14 protein-coding genes are annotated in these 13,656 nt (G+C 65.6%); 9 read left to right on the top strand and 5 right to left on the bottom strand.

All coding sequences use genetic code 11. The annotated features are described in order from the left end of the window. Positions 1-128: 128 nt before the first annotated feature. Positions 129-2,372 carry a sodium-translocating pyrophosphatase gene (locus AAGI46_09890; GenBank protein MEM1012516.1) on the bottom strand — a complete coding sequence of 748 codons (2,244 nt, stop codon included), beginning with the start codon at positions 2,370-2,372 and terminating at the stop codon, positions 129-131. Positions 2,373-2,524: 152 nt separating this feature from the next. On the opposite strand from AAGI46_09890, the gene AAGI46_09885 reads away from it, so the two are divergent. The 3 genes from AAGI46_09885 (at position 2,525) to AAGI46_09875 (ending at position 5,603) form a co-directional block, all read left to right on the top strand. Beyond that, complete coding sequence (locus AAGI46_09885) at positions 2,525-3,388, top strand: ABC transporter permease (protein MEM1012515.1); 864 nt, start codon at positions 2,525-2,527, stop codon at positions 3,386-3,388. Positions 3,389-3,390: 2 nt separating this feature from the next. Further along, positions 3,391-4,269: an ABC transporter ATP-binding protein gene (locus tag AAGI46_09880; GenBank protein MEM1012514.1), complete on the top strand. Its 879-nt coding sequence runs from the start codon at positions 3,391-3,393 to the stop codon at positions 4,267-4,269. A gap of 167 nt (positions 4,270-4,436) precedes the next feature. Next, positions 4,437-5,603: an MlaD family protein gene (locus tag AAGI46_09875; protein ID MEM1012513.1), complete on the top strand. Its 1,167-nt coding sequence runs from the start codon at positions 4,437-4,439 to the stop codon at positions 5,601-5,603. A gap of 20 nt (positions 5,604-5,623) precedes the next feature. Here AAGI46_09875 and AAGI46_09870 read toward each other — a convergent pair whose 3' ends face one another. Next, positions 5,624-6,280, bottom strand: coding sequence for an MBL fold metallo-hydrolase (locus AAGI46_09870; protein ID MEM1012512.1), 657 nt, complete (start codon positions 6,278-6,280; stop codon positions 5,624-5,626). Between the two features lie 22 nt (positions 6,281-6,302). On the opposite strand from AAGI46_09870, the gene argC reads away from it, so the two are divergent. Further along, complete coding sequence (argC, locus tag AAGI46_09865; protein MEM1012511.1) at positions 6,303-7,268, top strand: N-acetyl-gamma-glutamyl-phosphate reductase; 966 nt, start codon at positions 6,303-6,305, stop codon at positions 7,266-7,268. A 140-nt stretch (positions 7,269-7,408) separates the two neighbouring features. After that, positions 7,409-8,182: a hypothetical protein gene (locus AAGI46_09860; GenBank protein MEM1012510.1), complete on the top strand. Its 774-nt coding sequence runs from the start codon at positions 7,409-7,411 to the stop codon at positions 8,180-8,182. Between the two features lie 4 nt (positions 8,183-8,186). On the opposite strand, the gene AAGI46_09855 is transcribed toward AAGI46_09860, so the two are convergent. Both AAGI46_09855 and AAGI46_09850 read right to left on the bottom strand, forming a co-directional pair. After that, a complete protein-coding gene (locus AAGI46_09855; protein MEM1012509.1) occupies positions 8,187-8,999 on the bottom strand; it encodes a class I SAM-dependent methyltransferase in 813 nt (270 codons plus the stop codon). 202 nt (positions 9,000-9,201) lie between these two features. Then, on the bottom strand, positions 9,202-10,140 hold the full coding sequence (locus AAGI46_09850; protein MEM1012508.1) for a GNAT family N-acetyltransferase: 939 nt from the start codon (positions 10,138-10,140) through the stop codon (positions 9,202-9,204). Positions 10,141-10,381: 241 nt separating this feature from the next. Here AAGI46_09850 and AAGI46_09845 point away from each other — a divergent pair, with 241 nt between their 5' ends. After that, positions 10,382-10,771, top strand: a complete 390-nt coding sequence (locus tag AAGI46_09845; protein ID MEM1012507.1) for a four helix bundle protein — start codon at positions 10,382-10,384, stop codon at positions 10,769-10,771. A gap of 91 nt (positions 10,772-10,862) precedes the next feature. Here the strand turns inward: AAGI46_09845 and AAGI46_09840 are convergent, their stop codons facing one another. Then, on the bottom strand, positions 10,863-11,210 hold the full coding sequence (locus AAGI46_09840) for a hypothetical protein (GenBank protein ID MEM1012506.1): 348 nt from the start codon (positions 11,208-11,210) through the stop codon (positions 10,863-10,865). Positions 11,211-11,413: 203 nt separating this feature from the next. Here AAGI46_09840 and AAGI46_09835 point away from each other — a divergent pair, with 203 nt between their 5' ends. From AAGI46_09835 to AAGI46_09825, 3 genes are all read left to right on the top strand, one after another. After that, the gene (locus tag AAGI46_09835; protein MEM1012505.1) at positions 11,414-11,902 is read left to right on the top strand and encodes an ankyrin repeat domain-containing protein; all 489 of its coding nucleotides are present in this window, start codon (positions 11,414-11,416) and stop codon (positions 11,900-11,902) included. A 105-nt stretch (positions 11,903-12,007) separates the two neighbouring features. Then, entirely contained in the window at positions 12,008-12,574 is a 567-nt protein-coding gene (locus AAGI46_09830; GenBank protein MEM1012504.1) for a transposase, read from the top strand. 115 nt (positions 12,575-12,689) lie between these two features. Continuing rightward, entirely contained in the window at positions 12,690-13,583 is an 894-nt protein-coding gene (locus AAGI46_09825) for a hypothetical protein (GenBank protein MEM1012503.1), read from the top strand. The last annotated feature ends 73 nt before the right edge of the window (positions 13,584-13,656 follow it).

Here is a 13,656-nt window from a genome sequence, read left to right as displayed (position 1 = left end):
GGCTATTTGGTGCTTTTCCTGGCTCCGCTTCTCTGAAACCTTGCGCTACCCCGTTGGGTGGGCCCCGGCCCACCATCGAGTGCGGAAATAGGCTGCTAAAGGGGTGGGCCTGGGCCCACCCTACGAGGTCACTCGACTGCCACGACGTCGGGGTTCACGTCGAGTTCCGGCAGGTCGTCGGCCTCGGGTGCTGCGGGAGCGATCAACGGGGCGATGACCAGGGCGACGACGGCGATGAGCTTCATCAGGATGTTGATGCTCGGGCCGGACGTGTCCTTGAGCGGGTCGCCAACGGTGTCGCCGACAACGGCGGCCTTGTGGGCGTCGTCGCCCTTCTTCAGCTCGGTGCCGTCCGACAACGTGACGCCGCCTTCGATGCGCTTCTTGGCGTTGTCCCACGCACCGCCGGCGTTGGCCTGGAAGAGGGCCATGAGCACGCCGCTGACGGTCACGCCCGCGAGCAGGCCGCCGAGCATGGTCGGGCTGATGAGGCCGACGACCACCGGTGCCAGCACCGCCAGCACGCCCGGGACGATCATCTCGCGAAGACTGGCCTTGGTGCTGATTTCGACGCACTTGGCGTACTCGGCCTTGACGCCCTCGCGACCCTCTCGCAGGCCGTCGATCTCGTTGAACTGCCGGCCGACCTCGTCGATCATGTCGCGAGCCGCCCGGCCGACGGCGTTCATGGCGAGCGCACTGAAGACATATGGCAACATGGCCCCGATGAACAGACCCGCCATGACGGTCGGGTTGGAGATGTCGAGCGTGACGAACGTCTCACTGCCGGGCGTCTGCCCGAGGTTGATGACGCCGAGGTACGCCGCGAACAACGCCAGTGCTGTGAGTGCCGCCGAGCCGATGGCAAAGCCCTTGCCGATGGCGGCCGTCGTGTTGCCGACCGCGTCGAGGAGGTCGGTTCGTTCGCGAACTTCCGGCGGCAGGTGCGCCATCTCGGCGATGCCGCCGGCGTTGTCGGAGATCGGGCCATACGCGTCGACGGCAAGCTGGATGCCCAGCACGCTCAGCAGGCCGACGGCGGCGATGGCGATGCCATAGAGCCCGGCGAAGTAGGCCGCGCCGACGATGCCCAGGGCCAGCACGATGATCGGCCCGCCGGTGCTCATCATGCCGACGGCCAGGCCGCTGATGATGTTGGTCGCCGAGCCGGTGGTCGACTGCTTGGCGATCTCGAACGTCGGGTTTTTGGTGGTCGAGCAGTAGTACTCGGTGATGAGGCCGATCAGCAGGCCCGAGATCAGGCCGATCGCGACGGCGAGCAGGACGCCCCACCACGTGTACGTCACTTCCTTACCCGTCAGAACGTTCACGTCTGTCCACGAGCCGGGAAGCATGACGAGGATGATGACGGCCGAGAACGCCAGCATGACGCCAGCCGAGGCGAACTCGCCCAGATTCAGGGCGTGCTGCGGATTGCCGCCGTCCTTGGTCTTGACCAGGAAGCTGCCGCCGATGGCGACCAGCGCGCCGACGGCTGCGAGGACCAGCGGCAGGATGACCGCGCTCAGCGGAGCCGCGTCGGCCGCGATCATCGCCGGAATGAAGGCCGCACCCAGCAGCATCGTGCCCAGAATCGAGCCGACGTAGCTCTCGAAGAGGTCTGCCCCCATGCCCGCGACGTCGCCGACGTTGTCACCGACGTTGTCCGCGATCGTGGCCGGGTTGCGCGGATCGTCTTCGGGAATGCCGGCGTAAACCTTGCCGGCCAGGTCCGCCCCGACGTCGGCCGCCTTGGTGTAGATGCCGCCGCCGACACGGGCAAAGAGCGCGATCGACGAGGCACCGAGGCTGAAGCCGCTGAGCGTGGCGATGGCCTTCTTGGTGTCGAGCCGGAAGTCCTTTATCGCGTCCACGCCGATCGTCTCGGGAAGCGAGCTGACAAACATCAAGTCGTAGACGATGAAGAGCCCGCTGAGCCCGACCAGGCCGAGGCCGACGACAGTCAGACCCATCACGAGCCCGCCGCTGAAGGCGACCTGCAGTGCACCCGCCAAGCCCGTTCGTGCTGCGTGGGCAGTGCGGACGTTGGCCAGTGTCGCGACCTTCATGCCGTAAAACCCGGCCAGTCCGCTGAAGGCCGCCCCGACCAGGAAGCTGACGCCGATGAGGAAGCTCGTTCCCTCGACCGGGATGTAGGCGACCGTCAGCGCGACAGCGACGATGCCGACGAAAACGGCCAGTCGCGTGTACTCAGCTTTCAGGAAGGCACGCGCACCGTCGGCGATGTTGCCGGCGATTTCCTTCATGGTGTCGTCGCCCTCGTCCTGCTTTTCGACCCACATGGCCTTGAAGTGGGCGAACACCAAGGCCGCAATACCAGCCAACGGGACGAGATACAGCAACCAGGTCATGCGTGAATCCTCCACGGACGCGTCGGTGGGCGACAAACGCTGCCGCCGGAAAGGGGGATCGAAGGTTCTACCCGCACCCGCGCATTTCCACAAGGTGCAGCTTGATGCGGGACACAGCCCACCTCCGGCCGGCTCGGCTCTATCGTTTACCGGTGCCCGATTCGCCCGACGAGCAGCCGCAAGCCTCCAAGCTGGACAAGGTGCCTGGCATCGTCGCCGGACCCGTCGAATCCCTCGGCGGCGTCGGCATGCGGACCGCCTGGGCCACCGGCGGTACCAGCACGATCGTCGCACAGGCCGTCCGAAAGCTGCCGACCACCTACTTCGCCAAGCGTGGCAAGACGCTGGCGTGGCAGAACCTGACGTACCAGATGGTCCGCGTCGGCGTCCGGGCGATTCCCGTCGTGTCGCTGGTCGTCTTTGCCATCGGGGCGATTTTGTCTCTGCAGATCGTGCCGATCTTGCGGGCTTACGGCGCACAGGACGAGGTCGCGAGCATCATCGCCATCGCCATGTTCCGTGAGCTCGGGCCGCTGGTCGGGGCGATCGTGCTGACGGGCTTTGCCGGCGCGAGCATCGCGGCCGAGCTCGGCACCATGAAGGTCGGCGAGGAGATCGAGGCGATGGAAACCCACGCGATCGATCCGATCAGCTTCCTCGTCGTCCCGCGACTCGTCGCCACCGCGATCATGACGACGTGCCTGGCGGTCGTTGCGATTCTGGTCGGCGTCGGTGGCGGGCTGGTCGTCGGCTGGCTGATCCAGGGCATGCCGCCCGAGCAGTACATCCGACGGACGATCGACGCGATCGTGATGCGCGACTTCCTCACCGGGCTCATCAAGGCGTTCGTTTTCGGCACGATCATCGCCGGTTTGGCGTGCTGGCTCGGCCTGAGCGTCCGCGGCGGTGCCCAGGGCGTCGGCGACGCGACGACCCAAACCGTCGTGCTCACCATCGTTGCCCTGGCCGTCGTGGACCTGGCGTTCACGTGGGTCTTTTTCGCCGTCGGAGTCTGACCATGCTGACCAACATTTTCGGCGACGACCGCTGCGGCATCGTGGACGACCACGTCGACGACGACATCGTCATCCGCGTCGAAAACGTCACCAAGCGGTTTGGCCAGACCACCGTCCTGGACGGCATGAACCTCGCGATCAAACGTGGCGAGGTGCTGGTCATCCTCGGCGGATCGGGCAGTGGCAAGAGCACGCTGCTCCGCACCATGACCGGGGCCGTCCAGGCGGACGAGGGACGGGTCTTGGTCAACCTGCCGGGTCGCATCGAGCAGCCGCAGAACGTCTGCGGCATGAACGACGACCAGCTCGACACGTACCGGCGGGCGATCGGCGTGCTGTTTCAGAGCGGGGCGCTCTTCAACTCGATGACGGTGGCCGAGAACGTCGCCCTGCCGATGCAGCTACACGCGGATCTTGCGCAGGACATCATCGACATCAGCGTGACGATGAAGCTGGAGCAGGTGAACATTCGCCACGCCGCCGACCGGCTGCCGTCCGAGCTGTCGGGCGGCATGAAAAAGCGTGCCGGCCTTGCGAGGGCGCTCGCGCTGGACCCGCAGATACTCTTCTACGACGAGCCGTCGGCCGGCCTCGACCCGATCACGAGCGCCGAGGTCGACCAGCTCATCTGCGACCTCAACAAGCTGCTGGGCGTCACGAGCATCGTCGTGACGCACGAGATGGACTCGGCCTTCCGCATCGCCGACCGGATGGTGCTTTTAAACAAAGGCAAGTTCGTCGCGGACGGCACGCGCGACTGGTTCCGCGAAACCGACGACGAACGGATCCGCCAATTCGTCGACGGCAACGCCGACGGACCGTGGACCTCCGGCACCGAAAAGGCAGACGGCTACGAGACCGCGCTGCTGGGCAAGAAGTGATGGCCCCGCAGTCAACACCGCCCGTCATCCCGAGCGCAGCCGAGAGACCTCGCCCGGTTCCGCTTCCGACTGACAAACAAGGTCCTTCGACTCGCTGCGCTCACTCAGGATGACGGATGTGGCCGTGAAGCGGTAGGCGATCGCCATGCACCGTGTAGACTCCCGCCGTGGCCGGTGTCTCCGACAAGAATGCGTTTCAAGCTGGCGTGTTCATCCTGGCAGCGGCCGTGACGGCGGTCTTTGTCATCTACCTCATCGCCGGACGTGGCGTGGGCGGCGGACAGGAGCGAGTCATCACCTTCGATCTCGCCGATGATATTGCCGGCCTTTCCGATGGCAGCGAGGTCCGCGTCGGCGGAAAGACCGTCGGCAGCGTCATCAACGTGGAGTTCGTCGACGACTACGACCGCATCGAAGTCCTCATCGATCTGCCCGACGATCTGCCGCTGCGAGAGGGCACCGTCGCCCGCGTGCAGACGAGCGTGACGGGCGTGGTCTGGCTCAATGTGACCGACCTCGGCGACGGGCCGATGCTGTCGGACGACGCGGTGATCCGAGGCGGGTCGGGCTCGCTGACCGAGGTCGTCCAGACGATCGCCGACGTGTCGCCGACCATCGTCGACATCATCGAAAGCACACGCGACTCGACCCTCCCGTCGGCCAACACCGCGTTGACCGAGTTCGCCGCAGCCGCCGCGTCGTTGGAAGAGCTCATCGGCGACGACGCGACGCAGGACGACCTGCGCCAGCTGGTCTCGAACCTGCGCGAAACCAGCGATCGCGTGCCGGGCCTCGCACAAGAAGTCGAGTCGCTCGTCCAACAGCTGTCGGACGGCGTCGCTGACGTCCGGCGGACGGTGACCGAGACCGGCTCGTCGCTGGAGCGAGTCCTCTCGCGATCCGAAACTGCCGTCGACGACGTGGCCGCGGCGGCGCGTGGTGCGCGAAGTGCCGTCGGCGAGGCCGAAGTCGCCGTCCAGAACGTCCGCGGCCTCATCACGCGCAACCGCGGCCAAGTCACGCAGATCGTCGATCGCCTGGCAGGCACCGCCCGCACGCTGGAGCTGGCCGGCTCGGAGATTCGCCGGAGTCCGTGGCGTCTGCTCTACCAGCCCGACGGTCGTCAGCGGGAGAGCATGGACCTCTACGACGCCGCCCGCCGATTCGCCGAGGGCGCCAACGCCCTGCAGGATGCAGCCGTCGCGCTCGAAGGCCTCGCGAGCGATCCGACGTCGGACCCGACCGAAGTCGAAGCACTACTCAACGCGGTGCAGGTTCGGTTCGACGAGTTCCGCCTCGCCGAAGAGGCGCTCTTCGACAAGATCAAGCAGTAACTCACCAGCGCCGTCGTTAGTCAGGTCGACGCAATGATGCTCGCGACCATCGCATTGCCGGTCCGCTCGTCATCGAGCGTCGAGGGCGAGCCGTGTCCGGGCAGCAGTCGCGTCTCGCCGGGCAGTTGCATGATCCGTCGCACGCTCGCTTCCAACGTCGCGTGGTCGCTGTCGGGCAAATCGGTGCGCCCGACGCTGCCGCCGATGATCAAATCGCCACCGACGAGCACGCCGTCGTTTTCGAAGTAGAACGACACGTGTCCCGCGCAGTGCCCCGGCGTCTCGATCACCCGACACGAGAGCGAACCGATCATCAACACCTGCCCCTCGACCAGCCCGCCGTCCGGCTCTCGCGGCGGAATCTCCAGCGGCACGCGAAACCCACTACGGGCCGCGAACGCCTCCAGCTGCTTGTCCGGATGCCGCAGCTTGTCCGCATCGGCCTTGTGCAGCAACACCGGCACGTCCGGCAGTAAATGATGATCCGCAATGTGATCGAAGTGTCCGTGCGTGAGCCAAAGCCCATCGATCGTCCACCTGAGCCGACCGGCCTCGCGAATCAACTCGCCCGCCGTGTGATCCGGAGCATCGAACAGCACACACCGCCCAGCCTCCTCGTCCGCGACGAGGAAGCAGTTCGTCGACGCGAGCCCACCGGTGTGCGTGAGGACCTTCATACACGCAACGTAGCGTCCGACCATGAGCGAGCGATTCCGCATCGGCATCATCGGCGTCAGCGGCTACGGCGGCGGCGAAGCCCTGCGCCTCGTCGCACAACACCCCGACCTCGATCTCGCCGCCGTCTACGGCCACGGCTCGACAGGCAAACGCCTCGGCGAAATGCACCCCGCCCTCGCCACCCTGTCGCCCGACGTCGCCGGTTTGAAAATCGAACCGTTCGACCCGCCCAGCTGCGACGTCGACCTGCTGCTCGCCAGCATGCCGACCGGTTCCAGCCGCGACGCCCTGGCCGCGGTGCCGGAGAGCGTCAAGATCGTCGACATCGGCGGCGACCACCGGTTCGTCGACGGCTGGACCTACGGCCTCGCCGACGTCTCACCAGACGACGTCCGAAACTCCACCCGCATCGCCAACCCCGGCTGCTACCCGACGGCCGCCCTGCTCGCGCTCATGCCGCTGCAAAAAGCCGGCCTCATCAACAACGGCCAGATCATCGTCGACGCCAAGAGCGGCGTCAGCGGTGCCGGCCGAGGCGGCGGCGAGCAGCTCGGCTACGCCGACACCAACGAGTCGCTCCACGCCTACAAGCCGCTCGTCCACGGCCACGAGCCGGAGATCGCCCAAGGCCTCGGCCGCGACGTCGCCTTCGTCCCGCACCTCGTCCCGACGACGCGCGGCCTCCTCGCGACGTGCTACGTGCCGTCGACCGCCAACGCCAACGAGTGCGTGATGGCCGCCCGGGCCCTGTACGAGACGTCGCCCTTCGTCCGCGTGACCGACCAGCCGCCCAAAACCAAGTGGGCCAGCGGCAGCAACATGGCCTTCGTCCACTACGCCGCCGACGTCGATCGGCAGCTCGTCGTCGCGACGTGCGCCATCGACAACCTCGGCAAAGGCGCCGCCGGCCAAGCCATGCAGAACGCCAACCTCATGCTCGGCCTCGCCCCAGACGCCGGCCTGCGATCTCTGCCCGCGTGGCCGTAACCGCCGCCCTCCGTCATCCCGAGCGCAGCCGAGGGACCTCGCCCTGCTTTGCGCGCGTTCAACCGAGGTCCTTCGACTCGCTGCGCTCGCTCAAGATGACGGAAATACAGCCTCGATTGCGGAGTGAATACGCTGCGCCCATGCTCCACCGACTCGCATCTGTGGCCTTGCTCCTGATCGGCTCCTCCGCCGCCGGGCAGGCGATCGTCGCGCCGACGACGCAGCCGTCCGTCGAGTCCATCCTCGCCCGGCACGTCGAAGCCATCGGCGGTGCGGCCGCACGCGATGCCGTCACGACCCAGCGCATGACCGGCACGATCGAGCTGCCGTCACTCGACATCACCGGCGAGCTGACGATCCTCGTCGCCCAGCCGGACCGCATCCGCGTGACCGTCGAGTTCGAGGGCCTCGGCAAGGTCGAGCAAGGAGCCGCGGCCGGTGTCGGCTGGGCCAACGACCCCTTCAGCGGCCCGCGCATCATGGCGGAGGCCGAACGCCTGCTGCTCTCCCGGTCCATCGACGCCGCCGACCCGCTCAAGGGCTTCGCCTCCGCGGTCGTCGTCGGCGACGAGTCCGTCGCCGGCCGTAAGGCGACACGCATCAAGTTCCTCGCCGACGCCGGCCACGAGATCGACGAGTGGTACGCCAAAGACACCGGCCGCCTCCTCCAACGCCAGGCCACCTGGCAGACCGACTTCGGCCCCGAGGAACAGACCATCCTCTACAGCGACTACGCCCCCGTCGGCGACAGCGACCTCCTCGCTCCCAAACGCTCCGAGCAAACCTTCGGCACCAACGACCTCGTCATCGTCCTCGACACAATGGAGTCGAACGTCCAAATCCCGGACGACGCCTTCGCCCCACCCGCCGCCGTCCAGGAGCTGCTCGACCGCGAACTCGAGTTCGTCCCCTGACGATTCAGCGGGTGATGACGACCTCGAGGTACTGCGCCGGTACGTTCATCGATCCATCGCTTGCAGCGTTCTGCTCGCTAATCAACGCCAACAGGTCCTGCTCGAAGGCCGACCAGTACTCGGCGTCGAGGGCGTCCGACAGCTTCTTCGTCGGGCCGTAGTACGTCTTGAACACTTCGATGAAGTGGGCCGGGCTGCGGTAGCGGAAGTTGAAGTCCAGCGGCTTCACCTCGACCGACTGCGCATCGGCGAAGGCCTCGTTGAGCCAGTTCGCCTCGCCCCATCGCGAGGGCGGGTTGACGCCCGGCGGCGGGGGCACCTGCTTGCCGACCGCCTTGAAGATTCCGGCGATGAAGCTCGTCGGCGTCCAGTTCGCCATGCCGATCGTTCCGCCAGGCTTGCAGACCCGCAGCATCTCCTTGGCCGCCTGCTCTTGGTTTGGACTGAACATGACGCCGAACGTCGACACGACCGCGTCGTAGCTGCCGTCGTCAAAGGGCAGTGCCTCCACGTCGGCGACGCGGTAGTCGATGTCGTACCCCTCAGCCTCGGCCCGCTTCTTCGATTCGTCGAGCAGCCCCTGCACGTAGTCCGTCGACGTTACGGGATGCCACCTTCGCGCAAAGGCAAGCGTCGCATTGCCATTGCCCGCCGCGATGTCCAGCACGCTGGCATCGGGGTGCAGGTTCATCCGCTCGGCGAGCGATTCCCCGACAATCTGCAGCGTGCGTCCGATGACGCCGTAATCCCCATCCGCCCAAGCAGCATTCTGTTTCGCCTTGATCGCCTCAAAGTCCGGAGTCGTCGCCGTGGTCATGGCGGAACAATTAATCGATACCACCCACGACCGCAAGCCCCCCCACCATCCCCACCCGCTGCGTCGCGGCTCACTCCTCCCAAACAAACAACGACACGGACCGCATGCATGCAACCCGTGCCGTCCAACCCAAGGCCTCCGCCCTATTCCCTAACTACTAGTCCCTAACAACTAGGCTCTAGCAACTAACAACTACTCAGCCTCACGCCGCCAGCCGCTTCGGCTCCTCCGTCGTCAGCGACGGCACCGTCGAACAAAGGCTCCGGCCGACGTGGTACTTCGGTGAGCCGGTCAGCAGATGAGCATGCTCGGGGAGATTGGCCTCTTCCAGAAACCGGTCGCGCAACTCCCGCGCTGCGGCGACGAGCTTCGGATCGGCCCTTGGCTTGGACCGCTTCGGCTTCGCCTCGATCTCCGCAGGACCAGTGTCTTCAGCCGGTGTCGCAGCAGTTTGCGGCTTCGGAATCGCAAACTGCAGTCCGTTCGCCGGCTGTTCCATCGGAACGGTCTTGGCGACTTTCTCCCTCCGAACGGCCTTCGTGCGCGTCGGTCCCGGCAAGGCCTTCGGTTCCAGAGACTCCCCGCCCGGCAGGACCAGCGGCATCGGCTCGCTCCAGTGCTTCCCCGGCGGAATCGGCAGCACCACCCGGTCCGCCTGCAACGCACCCCCTTCCGTCTTGGCCGGGAACCACCACGGCGTGTAGTTGTCTCCTTCGACGATCCGCTTCTGCCAGAAGATGTGCACCCGCGGCCCACCCCCGCTTCGCCCCTTCCCTTTCGTCATCGACCCCACCCGGTACGCCAATGGCACGAACCCCATCGCCTCCCAGAACCGGTTCGCCGGCAAGTCTTGAGCACACCAACAGCAGTACAGCCGACACCCGTACGCACTCCGCTCGAACTGCGCCTTGAGCAACGTCGCCGCCACGAGCCCCCGCTGTCGATCCGGCGCGACGTTCATCTGAAACACCACGCCCAGCTCGTCCCGCTTCAGATACCGATCCGTCGCGATCAGATACCCGATCCGCTGCCCGGCCAGATCCTCGGCGATGAGCACATGCCCCGCCGCGACCTTGCCTTCGAACTGCTTCGTCGGCATCCACCCCACCGCCTTCGTCTGCGGCCGCGCGAGCTGGTCCATGAAGTCCACATCCCGCAGAGTGCCAGGGCGGATGTGAACACCAACTCGCTCCGCCGACGGTACCGGCAGGGTTGACGTCGGTTCGGTTGCGGAGTTTGTTAGGAGGCTCATCGTGTGGGTGGATTGGGGTCGTTTTGGGTAGCGGGGTGGGTCTGTGTTGCTTGTTTCTTGTTGCGTATTGCTTGTTCAGAGGCAGACTCCGGACACGCAACACGCGTTACGCAACCCCTACCCTCGCCCCGTGACGTTCGACGACTGGCAAGTCACCGTCCCCGCCGGCATTCGCGAGGACGCGCTTTGGCGAATGGAGGTCTATCGGCAGGCGCTCTTCGTCGCCGATCTGTCGTGGCACGACTCGGCCCGGCTCGCGGAGCAAAAGCGGTTCGGCCTTGCCGACCAGTTGCATCGTGCGACGGGCAGCGTGAGCGCGAACATCGCCGAGGGCCACAGCCGCAGCAGCATGAAGGACCAGTGTCGCTTCTACGAATACGCCAACGGCAGCGCCCGCGAATCCCGGGACTGGTACTTCAAGAGCCGCCACGCGCTGGGCGAATCGGTGGTCAGCCATCGAATCGAGCTCCTGACGAGCGTGATCCGACAGCTGACGGCGATTGTGAGGAGAACGAAGTAGTTGCGTATTGCTTGTTGCGTATTGCTTGTCCGGAGTCTGACTCTGAACACGCAATACGCAATACGCAATACGAAACAAGCAACTCCGCCCCTCACGCCGCGAGCTTCATGCCTCCTTCGTCTTCGCTCGACTGGGTCGCCGTGTTCGCTCCGGTGTACTGGGTGAACGCACTCACCGGCATCGAGGGCGGGCCGGCCATGCCGCGGGGGTTGACCCATGAGGCCGTGACCCACACCTGCGTGCCGCCGGGCAGCGACGTCGGCAACGCGATCTCGTGCTTGTACCGCGTCGTCGCCCCGTGGAACGTCCACGCCGCCGGGTCCGAGGGGTACTCGTCGCCGACGAAGGTGTACATCCACGCCTGGGTCGTGCCGGGGGCCTTGACCCGCTTGCTCCGCGAACGCGGGTCGAAGACGCTGATTGCACGCGCCTCACGCACCCGCGTTACGTAGCCGCTATGCCTGATCGGCTCGACCTGTTTCCGGTTCTTCGTCACCCAGAACGGGAGATGCCTCACCGCTGCCGTTGACCGACGACGCGCACGCCTTACCTTGGCCCGTCGATGGCAAGGCTCATCTCGCGGGCCGCCGGCAGATTCACCTTTCCCGCAAGGCCTCAAGCATTACGACCGACGCAGCCCGATTGCCCAGAGGTGAGCCGGATGGCGGCTTCGACGAGATTCATCTCGCGGCCCGCCACCGGGACGCGGATCGCGTTCGCGAGCTGCTGTCTGCCGGGGTCGCTCCGGATGTCCTCAACCGGAAGGAAGCGAATGGCGATGGGGGCTGCACGCCGCTCTGGTTTGCGGCACAAGGTGAACCCCGCGGCGGCGTCCCGGTGGCAGAGGCGTTGCTGTCCGCCGGTGCCGACGTCAACGCACGCTGTGAGTACGGCACGACACCCCTCCACATGGCCGCCTCGTGGGGACAACTGGCCCTGGTCGAGTACCTGCTCAAGGAGGGCGCTGATCCCGCCTGTCGCGACGACGACGGCAACACGCCGCTGGACCTGGCCCGCGCCAACTTCACGCGCGGCGAGCGTGATCCACAGATCGCGTCCACGCCCCACACCGGCCAATGGCTCGATCAGATGCCGCAGGTCATTTCATGCTTGGAAGGTCTGGAGGCCTAGCTGCCGACTGGAAAAGCCAATGTGCCGTGCCACGAACTTCAGTTCGTGCTCTGGGACGCCCCGAAACCAGACACGATCTGAAGATCGTGCCACGTATCGTTTGTCATGGAGGAGCCGCAGTTACCGCCGCGGAAGCTGATGCGGCGGCGGGAAGGTGAGGGCCACGTCCGCTTCCTGACGATCTCCTGCTACCGCAACCTGAACCTTTTCGCGTCGCCCGCCACCCGCGACGGTTATGCCGAGCACCTCAAGACGACCCTGGAGCACGACGACAGTCGCGACATCCGCTGCGTCGCGTGGGTCGTGATGCCGAACCACGTGCACCTGCTGCTCCAGCCGCCGCACGACGTGACGCAGACCGAAACGCTTCGCCGCCTCAACGGCAGCTTCTCCCGACTCGCCCTCGCCCGCTGGAGAAACCTCGGAGTCCCTGGCCGCGAGGTGCTCGACCGCATCACCGACTCAAAGCGCAACCTCCGCTTCTGGCAACACGGCGGCGGCCATGACCACAACGTCCGCAACGACAAGGCACGGCACGAGATCATCCGCTACATCCACGAAAACCCGGTCCGCCGCGAGTTGTGCGACTTGCCGACGGAGTGGAAATGGTCGAGCGCTTGCTGGTACGAAGGCGAGCCGAGCATCGGCCCGGCGATCCGGCCTCCGGCGTGACGCCGAACCAGACACGATCTGAAGATCGTGGCACGACTGCAAACAACCCGAACACGAAGCCGTGGCACGAACTTCAGTTCGTGGGTCTTGTCCAGTTAACTTCGCCAACATGACTTTGCCGATCGACTACGCGAGCGGGACCACCCCGAAGCCGCCGATGCACCCGATGCAGCTGCTTGCGATCGTGGGACTGTTCGTGTCTGCCTTAAGCTGGTTATGCAGTGGCTGGTCAATGCTGGGCGTCGACTGGCAGCCCTCCCCTCTGTCGTCGTTCAATCCGCCAGCAACGAACTCTGGAGCGAACCTGACACCGGCTGAGTCTGTTGCGTTCGTCGATGCACTTGAACAGATCGCACCTCTTGACGATGCGTCGCGTGACCGATTGATTCGGGCGATACCAAAGCTGGAGCTCCCACTGGATCCGGAAGGTCCTCCAGCAGCGATGCAGGTTCCGGCTGTCTACTTCCGGACTTACACCATAATCGACGAGACGCACTGGTTCAGTGGTCGAGGATCCCTCGGAGTTGGAATCTCAATTGAGGGCCAGAAATGGGTAAGCAGTGGCACGCTCATGATGCTTACGGAAGTCGCAGACGATGGAACGCAGAAGATCGGCCAAAGAATCCCGCCGCGGCCGGACACGCGGCTTCTCGGCTTCCGTCTTAACGCCGTTGGCGTTGTCGCCAGCCACGTGCTTTCGTATGCGCTCGCCGTTGCAAGTGCGCTGACGCTCTGGAGGCTTGTGCTTGGCACCCGTTTGCTCATCGGCTGGGCGATCCTCAAGCCCATCGCTGTCATCTGCCATTCTGCCAGCGAGGCGATGAGGTATTCGGGCATGATGGACGACATGTGGCGAACGACGACGATTCGCACAGATGGCACAACGGTGACCGCGAGTGAAGTACTCGGTGGCTACGGCGGCTCGTCGATCGTCCCGCTCGTCTTCGTTGCTGCGGGGCTCATCATGCCGATGGCGATTTTGCTAACCGCGTGGTACACCCGCCGCTGAGCGGGCGGCGAGGCCAGCACAGGGTGGTGGTGGCCACAAAGGAAATTAGTGGCCAGGGGGGAGGTGCCGAGGG

The sequence above is a fragment of the Planctomycetota bacterium genome (genome assembly GCA_038746835.1).
Taxonomy (GTDB): domain Bacteria; phylum Planctomycetota; class Phycisphaerae; order Tepidisphaerales; family Tepidisphaeraceae; genus JBCDKH01.
Note: the sequence above shows the minus strand (reverse complement) of the source record. Positions and strands in the feature narration are given on the sequence as shown.